This is a genomic window from Streptomyces sp. JJ36 (genome assembly GCF_021696945.1).
In the GTDB taxonomy this organism is placed as follows: Bacteria; Actinomycetota; Actinomycetes; order Streptomycetales; family Streptomycetaceae; genus Streptomyces.
Genome location: NZ_JACYHE010000007.1, coordinates 124,458 through 144,403, shown reverse-complemented (window position 1 = coordinate 144,403; position 19,946 = coordinate 124,458). Strand labels below are relative to the sequence as shown.

18 protein-coding genes are annotated in these 19,946 nt (G+C 76.3%); 6 read left to right on the top strand and 12 right to left on the bottom strand.

Annotated elements, in window-relative coordinates; translation table 11 throughout:
- Positions 1-1,017, top strand: a 1,017-nt coding sequence (locus HOY81_RS05025) for an SbcC/MukB-like Walker B domain-containing protein (protein ID WP_272892357.1), incomplete at its 5' end; no start/stop codon positions are given.
- Positions 1,018-1,073: 56 nt separating this feature from the next.
- Here the strand turns inward: HOY81_RS05025 and HOY81_RS05020 are convergent.
- Positions 1,074-2,777 (bottom strand): DUF885 domain-containing protein, encoded by a 1,704-nt coding sequence (locus HOY81_RS05020; RefSeq protein ID WP_237318543.1) that lies wholly within the window; start codon positions 2,775-2,777, stop codon positions 1,074-1,076.
- Between the two features lie 32 nt (positions 2,778-2,809).
- A complete protein-coding gene (locus tag HOY81_RS05015; protein ID WP_237318541.1) occupies positions 2,810-3,283 on the bottom strand; it encodes an Lrp/AsnC family transcriptional regulator in 474 nt (157 codons plus the stop codon).
- Between the two features lie 60 nt (positions 3,284-3,343).
- On the opposite strand from HOY81_RS05015, the gene HOY81_RS05010 reads away from it, so the two are divergent.
- The gene (locus HOY81_RS05010) at positions 3,344-4,540 is read left to right on the top strand and encodes a PLP-dependent aspartate aminotransferase family protein (RefSeq protein ID WP_237318539.1); all 1,197 of its coding nucleotides are present in this window, start codon (positions 3,344-3,346) and stop codon (positions 4,538-4,540) included.
- Here the strand turns inward: HOY81_RS05010 and HOY81_RS05005 are convergent.
- A complete protein-coding gene (locus HOY81_RS05005; protein ID WP_237318537.1) occupies positions 4,470-5,861 on the bottom strand; it encodes a GNAT family N-acetyltransferase in 1,392 nt (463 codons plus the stop codon). The genes HOY81_RS05010 and HOY81_RS05005 overlap by 71 nt on opposite strands.
- A 124-nt stretch (positions 5,862-5,985) precedes the next feature.
- Positions 5,986-6,513, bottom strand: coding sequence for a DUF1990 family protein (locus tag HOY81_RS05000; RefSeq protein WP_237318535.1), 528 nt, complete (start codon positions 6,511-6,513; stop codon positions 5,986-5,988).
- Between the two features lie 331 nt (positions 6,514-6,844).
- On the opposite strand from HOY81_RS05000, the gene HOY81_RS04995 reads away from it, so the two are divergent.
- Entirely contained in the window at positions 6,845-8,746 is a 1,902-nt protein-coding gene (locus tag HOY81_RS04995; protein ID WP_237318533.1) for a hypothetical protein, read from the top strand.
- 37 nt (positions 8,747-8,783) lie between these two features.
- On the opposite strand, the gene HOY81_RS04990 is transcribed toward HOY81_RS04995, so the two are convergent.
- Positions 8,784-9,620, bottom strand: a complete 837-nt coding sequence (locus HOY81_RS04990) for an alpha/beta fold hydrolase (RefSeq protein WP_237318575.1) — start codon at positions 9,618-9,620, stop codon at positions 8,784-8,786.
- A 194-nt stretch (positions 9,621-9,814) separates the two neighbouring features.
- On the opposite strand from HOY81_RS04990, the gene HOY81_RS04985 reads away from it, so the two are divergent.
- Entirely contained in the window at positions 9,815-10,720 is a 906-nt protein-coding gene (locus HOY81_RS04985; protein WP_237318531.1) for an RNA polymerase sigma-70 factor, read from the top strand.
- Between the two features lie 25 nt (positions 10,721-10,745).
- Here the strand turns inward: HOY81_RS04985 and HOY81_RS04980 are convergent, their stop codons facing one another.
- Entirely contained in the window at positions 10,746-11,507 is a 762-nt protein-coding gene (locus HOY81_RS04980) for an SDR family NAD(P)-dependent oxidoreductase (protein ID WP_237318528.1), read from the bottom strand.
- 236 nt (positions 11,508-11,743) lie between these two features.
- Between HOY81_RS04980 and HOY81_RS04975 the strand changes: the two genes are divergently transcribed.
- Positions 11,744-12,499: a GntR family transcriptional regulator gene (locus HOY81_RS04975; protein ID WP_237318526.1), complete on the top strand. Its 756-nt coding sequence runs from the start codon at positions 11,744-11,746 to the stop codon at positions 12,497-12,499.
- 96 nt (positions 12,500-12,595) lie between these two features.
- On the opposite strand, the gene HOY81_RS04970 is transcribed toward HOY81_RS04975, so the two are convergent.
- A complete protein-coding gene (locus tag HOY81_RS04970; protein ID WP_237318524.1) occupies positions 12,596-13,768 on the bottom strand; it encodes an ROK family protein in 1,173 nt (390 codons plus the stop codon).
- 134 nt (positions 13,769-13,902) lie between these two features.
- Here HOY81_RS04970 and HOY81_RS04965 point away from each other — a divergent pair, with 134 nt between their 5' ends.
- Positions 13,903-14,292 carry a hypothetical protein gene (locus tag HOY81_RS04965; RefSeq protein WP_237318522.1) on the top strand — a complete coding sequence of 130 codons (390 nt, stop codon included), beginning with the start codon at positions 13,903-13,905 and terminating at the stop codon, positions 14,290-14,292.
- A gap of 204 nt (positions 14,293-14,496) precedes the next feature.
- Here HOY81_RS04965 and mug read toward each other — a convergent pair whose 3' ends face one another.
- The 5 genes from mug to HOY81_RS04940 all read right to left on the bottom strand — a co-directional run bounded on the left by mug (position 14,497) and on the right by HOY81_RS04940 (position 19,770).
- Entirely contained in the window at positions 14,497-14,991 is a 495-nt protein-coding gene (mug, locus tag HOY81_RS04960) for a G/U mismatch-specific DNA glycosylase (RefSeq protein ID WP_237318520.1), read from the bottom strand.
- A gap of 83 nt (positions 14,992-15,074) precedes the next feature.
- Positions 15,075-16,505: an adenylosuccinate lyase gene (purB, locus tag HOY81_RS04955; RefSeq protein WP_237318518.1), complete on the bottom strand. Its 1,431-nt coding sequence runs from the start codon at positions 16,503-16,505 to the stop codon at positions 15,075-15,077.
- A gap of 10 nt (positions 16,506-16,515) precedes the next feature.
- Positions 16,516-17,349, bottom strand: coding sequence for an SGNH/GDSL hydrolase family protein (locus tag HOY81_RS04950; protein WP_237318516.1), 834 nt, complete (start codon positions 17,347-17,349; stop codon positions 16,516-16,518).
- Positions 17,350-17,410: 61 nt separating this feature from the next.
- The gene (locus HOY81_RS04945; protein WP_237318514.1) at positions 17,411-18,430 is read right to left on the bottom strand and encodes a hemolysin family protein; all 1,020 of its coding nucleotides are present in this window, start codon (positions 18,428-18,430) and stop codon (positions 17,411-17,413) included.
- On the bottom strand, positions 18,427-19,770 hold the full coding sequence (locus HOY81_RS04940; protein WP_237318511.1) for a hemolysin family protein: 1,344 nt from the start codon (positions 19,768-19,770) through the stop codon (positions 18,427-18,429). Before HOY81_RS04940 ends, HOY81_RS04945 begins: the two co-directional genes overlap by 4 nt.
- Between the last annotated feature and the right edge of the window lie 176 nt (positions 19,771-19,946).

Below are 19,946 nucleotides of genomic sequence, written 5' to 3'. Positions count from 1 at the left end.
GTCCGGCACCTGCTCCCGGGTGCAGTAGATGTGCGCGTCGTCCTGGGTGAAGCCGGCGCCGCCCGGGAGGCCGCGGACGCCGCCCGGCGCCTGCACGACGCCGACGAGCGGCTCGCCGAAGCCGTACGCTCCGCCGGGTTCGCCACACCCGGCGACGCCCGCGCCGCGGTGCTCGACGAGGCCGCACAGCGCGACCTTCAGGAGCGGCTGGACGCCTGGCAGGCCGAGGAGGCCGCAGTCGCCGACGTGCTGGCCGACCCGCACGCGGCCGCGGCCGCCCGGCAGCCCCCGGCGGACACCGGGGCCGCCCAGGCGGCCGCCGAGCACGCCACCCGCGGCCTGCGGGCGTCCTCCGCGGCGGAGGACGCCGCCCGCACCCGCTGCGCGGAGCTGGACCGCCTCGGGGCCGAGGCCGCGCACGAGGTCCGCCGCACCGCCCCGCTGCGCCGGGCGTACGAACGGGTCGCCGCGCTGGCCGCGCTGGCCGCAGGCACCTCGGCGGAGAACGCCCACCGGATGCGCCTGGAGACCTATGTGCTCGCCGCCCGCCTGGAGCAGGTCGCGGCCGCCGCCAGCGCCCGCCTCGCCCGCATGTCCGGCGGCCGCTACACCCTGGTGCACACCGACGAACGCGCCTCCGGCCGCGGCCGCTCCGGGCTGGGCCTGCACGTCGTCGACTCCTGGACGGGCCTCGCCCGGGACACCGCCACCCTGTCCGGCGGCGAGACCTTCTTCGCTTCACTGGCGCTCGCCCTCGGCCTGGCGGACGTCGTCACCGACGAGGCCGGCGGCACCCGGCTGGACACCCTCTTCATCGACGAGGGCTTCGGCAGCCTCGACGAGCAGACCCTGGACGAGGTGCTGGACGTGCTGGACGGGCTGCGCGAGCGGGACCGCAGCGTCGGGATCGTCAGCCACGTCCCCGACCTGCGCCGCCGCATCCCCGCGCAGCTCGAGGTCGTCAAGTCCCGTACGGGCTCGGTGCTGCGGCCGCACACCGCGCCGCTGGGCGGCTGACCGCCCGACCGGCCGGCCCGGGAGAGAGGCCGGCCGGTCGGCCGGTCAGCGCGGCCTCACAGCGCCGACAGCTCCGCGACCAGGTCGTCCAGGCCCAGCGATCCCTGGGAGAGCGCCGCCATGTGCCAGGCCTTGGGGTCGAAGGCGTCGCCGTGTGCCGCCCGTGCCGCCGCCCGTCCCGTGAGCCAGGCCCGTTCGCCCAGCTTGTAGCCGATGGCCTGTCCCGGCATGCCGAGATAGCGGACCAGCTCGCTCTCCACGAAGTCCGCCGGGCGGCCGCTGTGCATCCCGAAGAACTCCTGCGCCAGCTCCGGCGTCCAGCGCTCCCCGGGACGGAACGGGGAGTGCGCGGGGATCTCCAGGCCGAGGTGCATGCCGATGTCCACGATCACCCGCGTGGAGCGCATCATCTGCGCGTCGAGATAGCCGAGCCGCTGCTCCGCGTCGGTGAGGAAGCCCAGCTCGTCCATGAGCCGCTCGGCGTAGAGCGCCCAGCCCTCCGCGTTGGCGCTGACCATGCCCACCGTGGTCTGGTAGCGGGACAGCTCGCTCGCGAGATGCGTCCACTGCGCGAGCTGGAGGTGATGCCCGGGGACGCCCTCGTGGTACCAGGTGCTCACCAGGTCGTAGACGGGGAAGCGGGTCTGGCCCATCGTCGGCAGCCAGGTGCGGCCCGGCCGGGAGAAGTCCAGCGACGGCTGGGTGTAGTAGGGAGCGGCCGCGCCACCGGGCGGGGCGATCCGGGACTCCACCCGTTTGACCCGCTCGGCCAGCTCGAAGTGGGTGCCGTCCAGCTTCTGCACGGCCTCGTCCATCAGGCCCTGCAGCCAGTCCCGCACCTCCTCCGTGCCCTCCACGGCCTTGCCGTGGGTGTCCAGGTGGCGCAGTGCCTCCCAGGGCGTCGCGGCGCCCGGCAGCACCTTCTCCGCCTCCTCGCGCATCTCGCCCAGGATGCGGTGGAACTCCGACCAGCCGTAGGCGTAGGCCTCCTCCAGGTCCAGGTCGGTGCCGTTCCAGTAGCGGGCCCAGCGGGCGTACCGCTCGCGGCCCACCGTCTCCGGCGCGCCCGCGACACCCGGCGCGTAGGTGTCGCGCAGCCAGTCCCGCAGCTCCCGTACGGCGTCCGTGGCCGCGGCGGCCGCCGCGTCGAGCCCGGGGCGGAGCGCCTCCGGGCCCTGCCCGGCGAACTCCGCGAACCAGCCGCGTCCGTCGCCCCCGGGCTGCGTCCCGGTCCACTCGCCGAGCTGCCCGATCACCGTCGACACCTGGCGCGGGCCGGCCGGCAGGCCGCGGGACAGCCCGGTCTCCAGGGAGGCGCGGTAGCCCGCCAGCGCCTCCGGCACCGCGCGCAGCCGCCGCTCGACCGCCGCCCAGTCCTCCTCGGTCTCCGCCGGCATCACCGTGAGGATGCCGCGCACGGCGTGCACCGGGGAGTGCAGGTTGCTGACCGCCCGGAGGCCCTCGCCGGCGTCGTGCACGGCGAGCTCCGCGGTCAGCCGCTCCCGCAGCAGCCGCGCGCAGCGGCGCTCCGCCCCCTCCCGGGCGCCCGGCTGTTCCTCGGCCTTCGCGAGCCGGTCCAGGGTGTCGCGGCCGAGCCGGGCCAGCGCCTCCTGCCCCGCGGGTGAGAAGTCGGGCAGCCGGCCGTGGGACTCGGGCACCCCCAGATACGTGCCGGTGATCGGGTCGAGTTCGACGAGGGCATCGACATAGGCGTCGGCCACCTGCCGGGGCAGGGGCTCGGCGTTCAGTGCATCGGACATTGCCCCATCCTCGTACGGCGGCCGCCGCCGCGTCACGTCGGTGGGAGAAGCGGTCCGCAGGACCACTGCTGGAAGATCAGCCGGGTGTCCACCCGGGCCACCTCCCGCCGGGAGGTGAATTCGTCCAGCACCAGCCGCTGGAGGTCCGCCGCGCCGGTCACCGCGACGTGCACCAGGTAGTCGTCCGGCCCGGTCAGGTGGAAGAGCGCACGGGACTCCGGCAGCGCCCGCACCCGGTCCACGAACGGGCCGATCAGCTCCCTGCGGTGCGGCCGGACCTGCACCATGAGCAGCGCCTCCAGGGACCGTCCGAGCCGCGCCGGGTCGAGCCGCAGCGCGTGCCCGAGGATCACCCCGCTCCGGCGGAGCCGCCCCACCCGGTCCAGACAGGTCGAGGCGGCGATGCCCACGGACGTGGCGAGCTCGCGGTACGTCATCCGGGCGTCGTTCTGCAGCAGCCGCAGAATCTCCAGATCCACCGGGTCGAGAGCGACGGATTCGGCCATACGCCGAACGTAGCACGGCGCAACACCGGACCTGCCCGTGGAGTGTTCACCATGCGCCGTATGGAGACCACATCCGCGGCCACCCGCTCGCTGGCCACCGAGGCCGTGCACGCCGGACGCGAGGACCTCGCCGCCCTGGGCCTGCACGCCGCACCGCTGGACCTGTCCACCACCTATCCCTCCCACGACAGCCGGGCGGAGGCCGCGCGGCTCGACGAGTTCGCCGCCACCGGCGCCCGCCCGGACGGACCGCCGGTCTACTCCCGCCTGGACAACCCGACCGTCGCGCGGTTCGAGGACGCCCTCGCCCGGCTGGAGGGCACGGAGTCGGCGGTGGCCTTCGCCAGCGGGATGGCCGCCCTCACCGCGACCCTGCTGGTACGGGCCGGGGCCGGTCTGCGGCACGTGGTCGCGGTGCGGCCGCTCTACGGATGCAGCGACCACCTGCTGAGCAGCGGGCTGCTGGGCACCGAGGTCACCTGGGTCGACCCGGAGGGCGTCGCTGCCGCGCTGCGCCCGGACACCGGTCTCGTCATGGTCGAGACCCCGGCCAACCCGACCCTCGCCGAGACCGACCTGGCCGCCGTCGCGCGCGCCTGCGGCGAGGTCCCGCTGCTGGTGGACAACACCTTCGCCACCCCCGTGCTGCAGCGCCCGCGGGAGAGCGGCGCCCGCCTGGTGCTGCACAGCGCCACCAAGTACCTCGGCGGGCACGGCGACGTGCTCGGGGGCGTGGTGGCCTGCGACGAGGAGTCCGCCCGCGCGCTGCGCCAGGTGCGCTTCGCCACCGGCGGGGTGCTGCACCCGCTGGCCGGCTACCTGCTGCTGCGCGGCCTGTCCACGCTGCCGGTGCGGGTACGGGCCCAGTCCGCCACCGCGGCCGAACTGGCCCGGCGGCTGGCCGCCGACCCCCGCGTCACCGCGGTGCACTACCCGTCGGTCGGCGGCGCCATGGTCGCCTTCGAGCCGGCCGGTGACCCGCACGAGGTGATCGCCGGCGTCCGGCTGATCACCCCGGCGGTGAGCCTCGGCAGTGTGGACACCCTCATCCAGCACCCCGCCTCCATCAGCCACCGCATCGTCCCGGAGGACGACCGGCGGTCCGGGGGCATCGGCGGGAAGCTGCTGCGGATGTCCGTCGGCCTGGAGGACGCCGAGGACCTCTGGGCGGACCTCGACGCGGCCCTCAGCGGCCGGCGTCCGCCGCGTCCCGGGGCGGAGCGGCGGGAACGGATTCCGGAGCCAGCCGCGCTGTGATCACCACGGTGCCCTCCTCGACCTGGTAGTCGAGCGGCATGCCGAGGCTGCGCATGGTGGCCACCATGCTGGTGTTGGACGACTGGGTCACCGCGTAGACGTCCGTGCAGCCCGCGTCGGCGGCCATGCCGACGAGGCGGTGCAGCAGCTCCCGGCCGATGCCGCGCCGTTGCCAGGCGTCCTCGACGAGGAGGGCCACCTCCGTCTCGTCGCCGTCCCAGAGCAGGTGCCCCAGCGCCACCAGCCGCCGGGACGCCGTCTCCACCGCCAGCGTGCGGCCGAAGCGCGGCGACAGCAGATGGCCGAGATAGCGGTCCGCGTCCGCGACCGGCCCGTGGTACCGGCGCCCCAGGGTCTCCCGCGAGCAGCGGCCGTGCATCTCCAGCGCCGCCTCCCGGTCCCGGTCGTCCGCCCGGCGCACGGTCAGGTCGTGACCCTCGGGCAGGGTCAGCGCGTCCCGGCTGCGCGGCACCCGCTGCCCCAGCCGCGCGTCCAGTTCGACCAGCGCGCGGGCCCGGGCGAACTCCGCCGGGGTGAACTCCGGGCGGCCGCGCTCCACGATCAGCGTGCCGCCGGACGGGTCGGGCAGCCGGAGCTGGTGCGGGCCGAAGGTGCCCTCCGGCGCGGCCCGCCCGGCTCCGTCCGGCTGCCCGCGGCGGGCGGCCGGCAGGGTGCGGATGGTGCAGCGCCCGAGGAGCTGCCGCAGCGCCAGCGGAAGCTCCGCCGAGTCCAGAGCGGTGCGGGTGGCCAGGGAGAGCGCCCGGGTCGGCGGGTCGACCAGGTCGTGCGCGTCGGCGCGTTCCAGCCACACCGAGCGGCCGCCTGCCCCGGCCACCAGCGCGGTCAGCTCGTCCGCGGTCAGCTCTTCGGGGGCGCGCAGCAGCAGTTCGTCCACGGTGGACTCCACCGGGGCGGCGGCGTCGTCGGGCCCGGGGGCGATGGGCAGCGTCTGGAGCGCCCGGATGTCGACACCCCGTCCGGCCAGCGCCGTGCAGAGCGCGGCCAGGGAGCCCGGTTCCTCCCGCACCGTGGTGCGCAGCCGCCACAGCACGCAGGCGTCGCGCGGCACGACGGGCACCGGCCCGCCCGGATCGCCCGGTGGCGGGTGCGGGTGCCTGCGCGCCCACCACACGTGGAACGCGGCCGTCGCCAGCAGCGCCACGGCGGAGACCACCAGCAGCACCGGTCCGTCCGGGACGTTGAGGACGCTCTTGGCCGCGGTGTCGGCGACAGCGACCGCCAGGAACAGCGCCGCCAGCTCCACCAGTTCGCGGCGCCAGTGGTGGGTGCGGGTCTTCTTCTGTGCGGAGATGTCAGCCATGCCCCTACTCTCCCGTCCCGGTGTTGCCCCGTCGCCAACGCGCCGTGTCCAGCGGGTAACGGGGCTTCCCGGGTGTTGGTGTGGTTGTGTGCCGCTTCGCGTTCCTTCTGCCGCTTCGCGTCGTCTACCGCTCCGCGGTGGTGCGCACGATCCGCCGGAGCGCGGTGCCGCAGCGGTGCGCGTACGCCCGCTGCGCCAGCGGCAGCAGCGGTCCCGCCGCGCGGGTCCACCAGACCGCCGGTCTGCTGAAGGCCGTCACCGTCAGCCACACCACGCCGTCCGGCCCCCGTTCCACCACGAACGACTCCTCGCCACGCACCGGGTGGCCGGGCAGCGTGCCGTACGCCCAGCCCGCGCGGTCGTCCCCTTCCTCGGCCCAGACCACCCGGCACGGCGCGGTCACCCGTGCCCGCCCGGGGCCCAGCCCCACGCGCACCCGTACCCCCGGCGCGGCACGGCCGGCCGAGGTGTCCATGCGGACCCCCATCGTGCGGTGCATCCGCCACTCCAGAACGGCCCGCGCGGCCGTACGGAAGGCGGCGGCGCCCGTCCCCACCCGGGTGCGGAACCGGAGCCGCGCGAACCCGGCAGGCCACCGGCCCGCGGCGGTGGCGCCCACCGCGGCATAGGTGTACTGCGGTGTCTCGGTCACAGGGGTGAGTATCCCGTATGGCGCATGGGCATGCCGGAGCTTTCGGCCACCGGCGCACTCGCGCCACACCGGACCGCCCCGGTGCCTCCCGGCGGGCCGGGAGACCGGCCCGCCGACCCCCACGTCACCGCGTGCTGCGCCGGGCCCGGAGGGAGCACCGCGCGGCGGAGCCGTGCCCCCACGGGGCCGCCGGTGCGTGGGCACGACCCGCGCCACGCCGCGGAGCGCGCACCGTGCGCGCACGCAGCCCGCGCACACCGCCTGTGCGGAACCCCGGATTCCGGACAAACCGTATGGTGCCGCGTTCCTGACGCCGCCTAGGATTCCGGCGATGACTGCCGAACAGACGCCGCCGACCGACAGACCGACCGGGGAGCCGCCCGCCGCGCCGCGGGCGGACCACCGGGCCCTGCTGACCGAGGCACGCCGGCTGAGCGAGGCGGGCCACCCCGCCGCCCGGGCCGCCTGGCAGCGGCTGGACGAGGCGGTGCGCCGCGGCGGCGTCCCGCTGCCCGGGGACGAGCGCGCCGAACTGCTCGACCACCGCGCCATGGCCCTGGCCCGCACCGACCCGGCGGCCGCGACCGGCCCGTTCCGGGAGGCCGCGGCGCTCTACGCCGCCGCGGGCCGCGACGGGGACGCCGTGGCCTGCCGCGCCCGCGCCCTGCTCGCCACCGCCTTCGCAGGAGACGCCCGCGCCGCCCTGGAGGGCATCGCGCCGCTCTGCTCGGAGGCGCTCGCGCTGCACGGCCGCGGCCGGGCGGCGACCCGGCACGCCACGGCCGTACTGCTCACCCGCGCCCGCATCCGCGCCGCGCTGCTCCCCGAGGCGCCGGATCCGGACCGCGCCGCCGCGGGCCTGGACGCCGAACTGGCCGAGCTCGTCGCCTTCGCCGCCCCCCACCGCCAGGAGCCCGCCGTCCTCGCCCGCATCGCCGAGGCCACCGAGTCCCGCGGGCGGCTCGCCCGGCAGCGCGGCGACACCGCCACGGCCGCCGGGCTGCTCGCGGAATCCGCCCGGCTGAGCCACGAGGCCGGGCGCCCCTGGCAGGCCACCGAGGCCGAACTCACCCTGGCCCGCCTGCGGATCGCCGAAGGCGCCCCGGACCACGCCGAGCGGCTGCTGCGCCACGCACTCGCCGACCCGCACCGGCGGGGCGCGCTGGACGGCACCGTGGCCGCGCGGCTCCACCTGGTCCTCGCCGACGCCCTCGCCGCGCAGCAGCGCGCCGGGGACACCGCGGAGGCGTACCGGGAGGCCGCCCGGCTCGCCGCGGCCGCGGGGGACGCGCCCGGACTGGGTGCCTACGCCCGGCTGCGGCTGGGCGGGTGCCTGCTGGACCTGGGACGCGACGCGGAGGCCCGCGACGTGCTGCGGGACGCGCTGCCCGCGCTGCTCGCCGGGCACGACGCCGGGGAGGTGGTGCGCGCCCGTGCGTGGCTGGCCGAGGCGCTCTCCCGGGCCGGGGACCACGTGGCGGCCGCCGCGGAGCTGCTGCAGGCGGCCGAGGAGGCCGCGGGTTGGCCCGACCAGGGGGACCACGCGCAGTTCCGGCACCTCGCCGCGGACAGCCTGGCGGACGCCGGGCGCCCCGCGGAGGCCGACGCCGCGTACGAACAGGCGGCCGGGCTGTGGCGGTCGCTGGGCCGGCACCGGGCGCTGGCGGGCGCGCTGCGCTCCCGCGCGTGGCTGGCGATGGAGGCCGGCGACCCGTCGCGGGCCGTGGACCTGATGGCCCGGGCGCTCGGTGAGATCGAGCCGGGACTGCGCGCCGCCGCGGACGAGGAGGCACGGGTCGAGCTGCTTCTGGAGCTGGGCCTGACCTACCGGCAGACCGCGGAGCTGCTGCTGCGCACGGCCGGCACGCCGCCGGACGCGGCGCCCGGCCCGGAGCGGCAGGCGGTCAGCCGCGCCGCGTACCAGGAGGCGGTGGTGGTCACCGACCACGCGGTGGCCGCGTTCGCCCAGTGCGGCACGGCGGGCCTGCACGAACGGACGGCCGCACTGCTCACGGCGGCCTGGCTGGAACTGTCGCTGGGCCTCCCGGACGCCGCCGCGGCCCGCGCCCGCACGGTCCTGGACAGCTACCCGGCCGACGGCGCCGGCGCCCCGCACGGGCCGTCGCCGGACCACGTCCCGCCGGCCCCCGGGGCCCGGCCGGACGTCGCTGCCGAACGGCGGGAGGAGGCCGCCGGGATCCTGGCCCGCGCCCGCTCACAGCCGGCCCGCTGAGGCAGCCGCCCCGGCCGTCCGGGGCGGCCCCGGCCGCTCAGGCGCGGCGCACCGTGTCCAGCACCACGCGGGCGACCACCGCCGGGTCGTCGTTCATCGGCACGTGGCCGCACCCCCGCAGCCGCACCAGCCGCGCCCCGGGGATCGCCCGCTTCGCCCGTACGCCCTGCCGGGGCAGCAGCAGCCGGTCCCGGTCGCCCCAGGCGACGGTCACCGGCAGGCCCGGCAGGTCGCGGGTGAAGCGGGCGCGGGGCCGCCGTCCGGCCTCCAGCACCGGTGCAAAGCCGGTGGCCTCCCGCAGCGCGCGGGTCTCGGCCACCACCGCCTCCGGCGAACGCCGCCCCGGGCGGGCGTAGATGGAGCCGGTCAGCGCGGCACGGCCCGCGGCGCTCCGGGCCAGCCGCGCCACCAGGTTCTCCGGCAGGGTGCGGGCGCCCAGGCGCATGCCGGCCAGCACCCCGTAGGCGTAACGCCGTTCGGGCTCGGTCCAGAAGCCGGCGGGGGAGAGGGCGGTCACCGAGCGGGCGCGTCCGTGGAGCCCGAGCTCCAGGGCGAGCAGCCCGCCCAGCGAGTTGCCGACCAGATGCGGGCGCTCCAGTCCCAGCGCCGTCAGCACCCGGCCCAGCAACGGCACCACGGCGTCCAGGTCGTGCGGGTGCCCGTCGGGGAGGGCCCCGGAGGCGCCGAACCCGGGCAGATCCAGGGCCACCACCTCGTGCGAGGCGGACAGCACGCTCAGCACCGGCTCCCAGGCCTGCCAGTGGTGGCCGATGCCGTGCAGCAGCACCACCGGCTCCCCGCTGCCCCGCCGCTCGTAGGCGACCTCGACGACGCCCCCGCCCTCCGGTTCGACACGGACCCGGGAGGCGGACACGGGGACGGGGGCATGGGGAGAAGCGACGGTCACGGCGGACTCCTCTGGGGTACGGACGGCTCGGGGAGCGCCGCACCCGGGGCGCGGCGGTCGGTGGACACCATGTCAGCACGCCGCCCGGTACGGAAGACGGTTACCGACCGGTCCGTATGCCCGGGGGCGGGGCGCCCGGTGTGCGGTGGGATGATGGCCGGGTGGCAGCACGGGAGAGCACCGCGACGGAGACCTTCGAGGAGCACCGCCCTTTGCTCCAGGGCGTCGCCTACCGCATGCTGGGCCGCGTCGCGGACGCGGAGGACGTCGTGCAGGAGGCCTGGCTGCGCTGGTCCGCCGCCGATCACGCGGCGGTGCGGGAGCCGCGCGCCTATCTGGTGCGCACCACCACCCGGCTCGCGATCGACCGGTTGCGTCAGGTGCAGACCCGCCGGGAGACGTACGTGGGCCCCTGGCTCCCGGAGCCGGTCCGCACCGACCTGCAGACCGCGGTGCCGGACGGCGAGGAGCGCGCCGTGCTCGCCGAGTCCGTCTCGCTCGCCGTCCTGGTCGTGCTGGAGTCCCTCTCCCCGCTGGAGCGCGCGGTCTTCGTGCTGCGCGAGGCCTTCGGCTTCCCGTACGCCGAGATCGCCGCCGCCCTGGACCGCGGTGAGGCGGCGGTGCGCCAGCTCGGCGGGCGCGCCCGGCGGCATGTGGCCGAGCGCCGGCCCCGCTTCGAAGTCGACCCGGCCCAGCAGCGCGAACTGACCGAGCGCTTCCTGACCGCCGCCACAGCGGGGGACCTGGACGGGCTGCTGGCGGTGCTCGCCCCCGACGCCCGGCTGGTGGGCGACGGCGGCGGCAAGCGGAAGGCGCCGCTGCGCGTGCTCTTCTCCGCGCAGAAGGTGGGCCGTTTCCTGGCCGCCGTCGGCACCACTCCGATCCCCGAGCCGGGCTACCGCTTCCTGGAGCTCAACGGCGCCGGCGGAGTGCTGTTCACCAGCGGAGGCCGGCCGTACACCGCCGTGCTGGCCGATGTGGCCGGCGGGCGCATCCAGTCGCTCTATCTGGTGTCCAACCCGGAGAAGCTGGAGCACCTCCTCTCCGGCCGGCCGCCTTGGCGTTAGCCGGTACCGCCGGGGTGAGGCGTGGTCAGAGCCCGCCCGAGACCCGCAGCACCGCCCCGGTGGTGAAGGACGCCTCCGGCGACAGCAGCCAGGCGACGGCGTGGGCGATCTCCCCGGGCTCCCCCGGCCGGCGCAGCGGTGTGATCTCCGCCTTCTTCCACGGCCGGTCCGGGTCTCCCATGGCGGCGTGCATGCCGGTCAGCACCGACCCGGGCTGCACCGCGTTCACCCGGACCCCCTCCGGCCCCAGCTCCTTGGCCAGCCCGACCGTCATCGTGTCCAGTGCCGCCTTGCTCGCCGCGTAGTGCACGTACTCGCCGGGGCTGCCGAGGGTGGCCGCGACCGACGACAGGGTCACCACCGCCCCGCCGCGCCCGCCGTGCCGCTCCGACATCTCCCGGGCCGCCCGGCGCACGCAGAGCAGGGTGCCCGTCACGTTCACCTCGACCACCCGCCGCAGCACCTCCGACGGCGTCTCGGTGAACCGGCCGAGCGGTCCGGAGACGCCCGCGTTCGCCACCAGTCCGGTGACCGGGCCGAGGCGGTCCCGCACCTGGTCGAAGAGGGCGTCGACCTGTTCCTCCCGGCTGATGTCCACCTGCACGGCGACCGCTTCGCCGCCCGCTTCGCGCACCGCGCGCACGGTGGCCTCGGCGGCCTCCCGGGACCGTTCGTACCCGATGCCGAGGCGGTGTCCGTCCCGGGCGAGCCGCAGCGCGGTGGCCGCGCCGATGCCGCGGCTGCCGCCGGTGACGACCGTGACCCGCGGCCCGTCGGGCTCCGCCATGGCACCTCCCGGATGTGGCCCCTTGCGAGCGATGATCGATCATCGCACCGCGGGTGCGTCGCCACAAGCCCCGATTGGTCTTGACCAAGCGGGGGAGTGGTCCTATGGTCGGCCCATACGCAACAACCTTTAATAAAGAACCAGGCATAAGTGATCCAGGCTCAGGTGCCAGGCGTCGCGGCTCGCTCCCGGCGGCCGCCGGCAGCCCGCCTGGAATGGCGATCGCGGAGGCAAGGGTGGGGACCACGCAGCTCGAGACGGTTCCGGAGCCGAAGTACTGGCACCTGAAGACCGTGCTGTCCGAGGCACTCGACTCGGAGTTCGCGGTGGGCGAGATCCTGCCGAACGAACGGGAACTGGCCGCGCGCTTCGGCGTGGCCCGGGCGACCCTGCGTCAGGCGCTGGAGCAGCTGGAGCTGGAGGGCCGGCTGCAGCGCCGGCGCGGAGTCGGCACCACGGTCGCCCCGCCGCGGGTGGGGCTCGACATCGTCCCGGCCCCGCAGAGCTGGCCCGGCGGCCCCGGCGACGCCTGGCAGACCGAGGGGTACGAGCGGCTCGCGCCGCCCGCCGCCGTCGCCGGCCTGCTCGCGGCCGCCGACGGGGCCACCGTCCACGCGGTGCGCCGCACCCGGTACACCCAGGGCCAGCCCGTCGCCACCGAGGTGCTGTACGTGCCGGCCGGCTCCGTCCCCGGCGTGCCGGCGGACGCCCCGCAGGAGGCGCCCGCCCTGCCGGACGGGGCAGCGGCTGCCCGCGTGCTGCGGGAGCTGCACCGGCTCGACCTGGAAGGCCAGGACCGCGCGGTCGAGCTGGGCTCGGCCCGCGCCGAGGACGCCCGCCTGCTGGACCGGCTGCCCGGGGCGCCGGTGCTGGTGGTCACCACCCGCTACTTCTCGGGCGGGCGCACCGCCGCGGTCGCCGTCTCGACCTACCGCGCCGACACCTGCCGGCTCACCTTCGGCGCTCACGACGTGCTGCCCGTCGCGGGCTGACCGGACGCCGGGCGCAGGGCCTCCCCGGCCCGCCGGGGCCGTGCGCCCGCGGGAGGCAGCCCCGGCCGGCCAGGTCAGCGTGGTGGACAGGTCAGGTCAGCCGGTACGCCCGCCGCCGAAGGCCGCGCCCTCCACGGAGAAGAGCCGCTCCTCCACGTGGTCCAGCGCCAGCCGCAGCGCGCCCGTCGCCACGGCGGCCTCGCCCAGTACGGACAGCGCCACCCGCGGCGGCCGCAGGCAGTACCGCTCCAGCTCGGTGCGCAGCGGCTCCAGCACCCCGTCGAGGCCGGACGCCCAGCCCCCGACCACCACCAGCTCGGGATCGAGCGCCAGCACCAGCGCGGCCACGTCGTGCACCAGCCGGCGGATGAACCGGTCCACGGCCTCCCGCGCCCGGGGGTCGCCCTGCCGCGCCAGCGTGAACACCCGGGCCACCGCGGCCTCGTCCAGCGGATGCAGCGGCTCGCCGTCGGTGGCCAGCAGAATCTCCGGCGTCGCCTCCCGGCCCAGCAGATGCAGGGCGCCGATCTCGCCGGCGGCCCCGCCGAATCCGCGGTGCAGCCGACCGCCGATGAGCGAGCCCGCGCCGGGACTCAGCCCGGCCAGCACGAAGACCACGTCCTCCGAGTCGATCGCCGCGCCCTTCCAGCGCTCGGCGAGGGCGGCGGCGTTCGCGTCGTTCTCCACCAGCACCGGGCAGCGGAAGGAGCGCCGCAACCGCTCGCCCAGCGGCAGGCCCGTCCAGCCCGGCAGCGCCGTGCCCAGCCGCACCCGCCCGTCCGCCTCCACGATGCCCGGGCTGCCCACGCCCACGGCCCGCAGCGAGCCCCGCGGGACCCCGCTGCCGCGCAGCAGGTCCGCGACCGCGGCCCGGGTGCGTTCCAGGCGTTCCTCCGCGGGGGCGGCGGCGTCCACCGCACGGGAGACCGTGCCGGCGAAACGCCCCGTGAGGTCCGCCAGCACCGCCGCCACCCGGTGGGAGCCGATCTCGATCCCCAGCAGGTGCCCCGCGCCGGCCAGGAACCGGAAGCGCCGTGCCGGGCGCCCGCGGCGCGCGTCCCCGGGCTCTTCGGTGGCCTCCGCCACCAGGCCCGCCTCGACCAGGCCCTCCACCACGCCTTCCACCGTGGGCCGCGACAGCCCGGTCTCCCGGACGAGATCGGTGTAGGTGAGCGTGCGCGGCGCGTCCGTGCCGCGCAGGGCGCGCAGCACGACGGAGGAGTTGATGCGTCGGAGCAGGGACGGATCCCCGCCGGTGAGCCTCCCCAACGTCCGCCTCCCTGGCTGTGCTCTGAGCCGGATCGTATCCGGAACGGCCGGTCACGGCGAGCGAGGGGTTCTCCGCCGCGTTCCGCCCGGCTGACGGCCGGTCAACTGTCGTCGCCCCGCGGTTTACTGGAGACATGTTCCTCGCACAGCACGTCACGGCCGTCGAGCGGCTGCTGGGCGGCCCGACACCCCGGTGCGCGGCTCTGCGCACCGGTGCGCCTTTCTGGGACGACGACGGCACGGCGCGGGCCGAGGCCGAGGAGGCCTTCACGACCGACTGTGAGGCGCTGGTCGCCCTGCTGTCACGGCGCTGGGGCGAGCCGGAGGAGCTCGACCTCACCGGCTGTCTGGAGCGGCTGGCGGAGGGCGCCGCGGTGCCCGAGCCCTGGCGCACCCTCTGCCCCGAGGTGCGTTTGCTGCACCGCTGGCGGCTGGACGGCCGCTGGCTCGGACTCGGCGTGGGCCGTCCGGGTGAGGTCCTCCCGTTACGACTGCTCGCCGCCGTCGGCGACGACGCGGGATGAGTGCCCGCGACCCGTGCGCCCGGCGGGTGTGCCGTCGCGGGGCGGGCCTGCACCGCGGAGGGCCGGCGCGGCCCCGGTCGGCTACCGGGACGGCCCACCCGTGCCCTGCGCGGCCCGCCCGGAGCGTGCCGGCGGCCGGGCGGCCGCCTCCGCAGCAGTCCGGGCCCGGGGCCGCTCACGGCCCTTCCCGGCCGTCCCCGGCGCTCAGCCCGTGACCTCCGCCGCCTCCCGCAGCCGGCCGAACTCCTCCGCCATCGCCGCCAGCGACCAGTGCGCGTTCAGCCCGCTCGGATTCGGCAGCACCCACAGGTGCGCGCCGCCCAGGGTCCGCTGCTGCAGGCCGATCCGCGCCCGCGGCTCCCCGAAGGCCGTGCGGTACGCCGTCACGCCCACCACCGCCACCCAGCGCGGGCGGTGCGCCGCCACCTTCCGCTCCAGCTCGCGCCCGCCCGCCCGGTACTCGCCGGGGTCCAGCTCGTCGGCGCGCGCGCTGGCCCGCTGGACCACGTTGGTGATGCCCAGCCCGTACGCCGGCAGCTCGCGCTCCTCGTGCGGGGCGAGCTGCCGCGGGGTGAAGCCGGAGGCGTGGAGCACCGGCCAGAAGCGGTTGCCCGGCCGGGCGAAGTGGTGACCGGTCGCGGCCGACCACAGCCCCGGGTTGATGCCGCAGAAGAGCACCCGCAGCCCGTCCTCCAGCACGTCCGGAACCGTGCGGTCCCGGGCCGCCTCCAGCTCCTCGCGGGTCGGCCGGTGCGGCGGCTCCGCCCGCTTCCGCCCGCCGCTCAGAGGATCGACCCCGGGGTGTACGCCGCGGCCGCCGGGTGCCGCGCGGTGACCTCGCCGACCCGGGCGGCCACGTCCGCCACCTGTTGCGCCGCGGCTCCGGTGAAGGAGAGCCGGTCCGCCATCAGCGCGTCCAGCTCGGCCCGGCCCAGCGGGATGCGCCCGTCGGACGCCAGCCGGTCCAGCAGCTCGTTGCGGTCGGCACCCTCGCGCAGCGCCAGCGCGGCGGCCACCGCGTGCTCCTTGATCGCCTCGTGCGCCGTCTCCCGGCCGACCCCGGCCCGGACCGAGGCCATCAGCACCTTGGTGGTGGCCAGGAACGGCAGGTAGCGGTCGAGCTCCCGCTCCACCACCGCAGGGAAGGCGCCGAACTCGTCGAGCACCGTCAGGAACGTCTCCAGCAGCCCGTCCAGCGCGAAGAACGCGTCCGGCAGCGCCACCCGGCGCACCACCGAGCAGGACACGTCGCCCTCGTTCCACTGGTCGCCCGCGAGCTCGCCGGCCATCGAGGCGTAGCCCCGCACCACCACCGCCAGCCCGTTCACCCGCTCGCAGGAGCGGGTGTTCATCTTGTGCGGCATCGCCGAGGAGCCGACCTGCCCCTCCCGGAAGCCCTCGGTCACCAGCTCCTGGCCCGCCATCAGCCGGATCGTCTTCGCCAGCGACGACGGGGCGGCCGCGAGCTGCACCAGCGTGGTCACCACGTCGTAGTCCAGCGACCGCGGGTACACCTGGCCGACGGAGGTGAACGCCCGGGCGAAGCCCAGGTGCTCCGCGACCCGCCGCTCCAGCTCCGCCAGCTTCCCGGCGTCACCGCCGAGCAGGTCGAGCATGTCCTGCGCGGTGCCCACCGGGCCCTTGATGCCGCGCAGCGGGTAGCGGGCGAGCAGTTCCTCCAGCCGGGCGTGGGCGGCCAGCAGCTCGTCGGCCGCGGTGGCGAACCGCTTCCCGAGCGTGGTGGCCTGCGCGGCGACGTTGTGGGAGCGCCCCGCCATCACCCGCTCCGCGTGCTCCCCGGCCAGCCGGCCCAGCCGGGCCAGCAGCGCCACACAGCGGTCCCGCACGTGCTCCAGCGACAGCCGGATCTGGAGCTGCTCGACGTTCTCGGTCAGATCCCGGGAGGTCATGCCCTTGTGGATCTGCTCGTGCCCGGCGAGCGCGTTGAACTCCTCGATACGGGCCTTCACGTCGTGCCGGGTCACGCGCTCCCGGGCGGCGATCGAGGCCAGGTCCACGTCCTCGAGCACCCGCTCGTAGTCCTCCAGCGCCCCGTCCGGCACCTCCACCCCGAGATCCCGCTGCGCCCGCAGCACGGCCAGCCACAGCCGCCGCTCCAGCGTCACCTTGTACTCGGGGGACCACAGCACGGCCAGCTCCGTGGAGGCGTAGCGGCCGGCCAGGACGTTCGGGATGCGGGGCTTGTCAGTCACACGGCGGATTCTACGGGGTGTCCTCGCAGGCCAGCGGCGTGGGCCCGGCACCGCCTGCGGCGCCCGCCGGCCGCAGCGGGCCCAGCTCGGGACGCTTCGGCGCCCGCCCGTCCCCCGAGGAGCGGCCGGTCAGCCGCCGCCCGATCCAGGGCAGCAGATGCGTGCGGGTGAACCGCAGGTGCGCGCCGGCCCGGTCCGGCCAGCCCGGCGCCGCCGCCGGCGGGAGCGGCGTGTCCCAGGCGGACTCCGCCGGCAGGCCCAGCCGCTGCCACACCGCCTCCGCCACCCGGTGGTGCCCGTCCGCCGTCAGATGCAGCCGGTCGTCGGCCCAGAGCCGCGGGTCGGAGAGCGAGGCCGCGCCGTACAGGTCGACCACCTCGGCGCCGTGCCGCCCGGCCAGCTCGTCGAGGAAGCCGAAGAGCTCCTCCATGCGCGACCGGTACCGCTCCAGCACCGGGCCGCGGCGTCCCGGGCTGCGCATCAGCACCAGCCGCCCGCAGGCCGGAGCCAGCTTCGCCACCGACTCCTCCAGCACGGCACAGACCCGGTTCAGGTCGCAGCGCGGCCGCAGCACGTCGTTCAGCCCGCCGACCAGGGTGACCAGGTCGGCGCCCATCGCCGCGGCGGCGTCCACCTGCTCGTCGGCGATCTGCCGGATCAGCTTGCCGCGGACGGCGAGATTGGCGTAACGGAAGTCGGGCGTACGGTCCGCCAGCCGGGCCGCGAGCAGGTCCGCCCACCCGCGGTACGAGCCGTCCGGCAGGGCGTCGGACATCCCCTCGGTGAAGGAGTCCCCGAGGGCGACGAAGCTGGTGATGCGGGGTCCGGCGGCGTGTCTGTCCATGGCCGCACCAGCGTAGCGACCGCTCCGGCGCGCCCTCCGGCCGCCCCCGCGGCGGGTGGTCTCACCCGGTGAGCGGCCGGCCCACCAGTTCCCGCAGCACGTCCTCCATCGTGACCAGACCGGTCGCCCGCCCGTCCGGGCCGATGACCGCGGCGAGGTGGGTGCCGCTGCCCCGCATCGCGGCGAGCACGTCGTCCAGCGGCATGGCCTCCCGGACCAGCGCGATCGGGCGGAGCGACCCCGGCGGGAACGGCGCCTCCCGCGGCACCACGTCGAGCGCGTCCTTGACGTGCAGATAGCCCATCGCGCGACCGCCCTCGTCGACCACCGGGAAACGGGAGAAACCGGAGCGGGAGGACAGCTCCTCCAGGCCCGCCGCGCTGATCCCCAGCGGCGCGGAGACCACCCGGTCCAGCGGCCGCGCCACCTGGGAGACGGGCCGGCGGCCCAGCTCCAGGGCGTCCCGCAGCCGCTCCGTCGCCCGGTCGTCCAGCAGTCCGGCCTCGCTGGAGTCCGCCACCATGCGGGACAGCTCGTCGTCCGAGAAGGTCGACTCCACCTCGTTCTTGGGCTCCACCCGGAGCAGTTTCAGCGCGCCGTTGGCCAGCGCGTTGATGCCGAAGATGACCGGCCGCAGCGCCCGGGTGAGCGCGACCATCGGCGGGCCCAGCAGCAGCGCCGCACGCTCGGGCGCGGCCAGTGCGACGTTCTTCGGCACCATCTCGCCGAAGAGCATGTGCAGATAGGTCGCCGCGATCAGCGCGAGGGCGAAGGCCACCGGGTGGATCAGCCCCTCGGGCACCGACATCGCGTGGAACAGCGGCTCCAGCAGGTGCGCGATCGCCGGTTCCGCGACCACACCCAGCACCAGGGTGCTCAGCGTGATGCCGAGCTGCGCGGCCGCCAGCAGCGCCGAGACGTGTTCCAGGCCCCACAGCACGCTGCGGGCCCGGCGGTCGCCGCGCTCGGCGTGCGGCTCGATCTGGCTGCGGCGTACCGAGATCATCGCGAACTCGCCGCCCACGAAGAAGGCGTTGGCCACCAGGGTCAGCAGGCCGATGAAGAGCTGCAGGGCCGTCATCGCCGCACCTCCTCGTCACCGGCCTCCCGGCCGGGCGGCGGCCCCAGCAGCCGCACCTGCGCCGCGCGCCGGCCGGAGGCGTTCGTCACCTCGAGGCGCCAGCCGGCGATGTCGAGGGTGTCGCCGGCCTCCGGGATGCGCCCCAGCTCGGTGGCGACCAGCCCGGCCAGGGTCTCGTACGGGCCCTCCGGCATGCGCAGCCCGATCCGCTCCAGTTGGTCGGTGCGGGCGGCACCGTCCGCCTCGTAGACCCGGCGGCCCGCGGCGTCCTCGCCGGCCGGCGCCAGATCGGGCGTCTCCTGCGGGTCGTGCTCGTCCCGCACCTCGCCGACGACCTCCTCGACGATGTCCTCCAGGGTCACCACGCCCGCCGTACCGCCGTACTCGTCGATCACCACCGCGATGCTGCGGTCCCCGCCGGGCATCCGGTCGAGCAGCCGGTCCACGGTCAGCGACTCGGGCACCAGCAGCGGCTCGCGCACCAGGTCGGTCACCGGCAGCAGCCGCCGCTGCTCCGCGGGCACGGCCAGTACGTCCTTGATCCGCACGATGCCCACCACCGTGTCCAGGTTCCCCCGGTAGACGGGGAAGCGGGACAGGCCGGTGGCGCGGGTGGCGTTCGCCACGTCCTCCGCGGTGGCCTGCACCTCCAGGGCGGTGACCTGCACTCGCGGGGTCATCACGTTCTCCGCGGTCAGCTCCGCCAGGTGCAGGGTGCGCACGAAGAGATCGGCGGTGTCCGCCTCCAGGGCGCCCTCGCGGGCGGAGTGCCGGGCCAGCGCCACCAGCTCCTGCGGGGAGCGGGCGGAGGCCAGCTCCTCGGTGGGCTCCAGCCCCATCAGCCGCACGCTGCGGTTCGCGGTGTTGTTCAGGTGCCGGATCAGCGGCCGGAAGGCCGCGGAGAAGACCCGCTGCGGCGTCGCCACCTTCCGGGCCACCCTCAGCGGCCGGGAGATGGCCCAGTTCTTCGGCACCAGCTCGCCGACCACCATCATGACGACCGTGGACAGCGCGGTGCCCAGCACCAGCGCGGCGGAGGAGCTGGCGCCCTGCGGCACACCGGCGGTCCGCAGCGGCCCGTCCAGCAGCCGGCCGAGGGACGGCTCCGCCAGCATGCCGACCACCAGATTGGTGACGGTGATGCCGAGCTGGGCGCCGGAGAGCTGGAAGGTCAGCGAGGTCACGGCGCTCAGCGCGCTGCGCGCGCCGCGCTCCCCGGCGGCGGCCGCGCGTTCCAGCTCGCTGCGCTCGACGGTGGTCAGCGAGAACTCGGCCGCGACGAAGGCACCGCAGGCCACCGCCAGCAGGAGCGCCACACCCAGGAGGAGGAGTTCGGTCATGGGGTCACCTCCGCCCCATGATCGGGCAGGGGGCCGCGACACGCTCGACGACCGCCACCTGGATCGCTGCAACTGGGAGGGTCGCCCATGGGCGGACGCTCACACACCTTCCGTACGGGCCGGAGACCGGCGGGACCACCGGGGGCTGTCCATCGTAAGGGAACCCCACCCTGCTC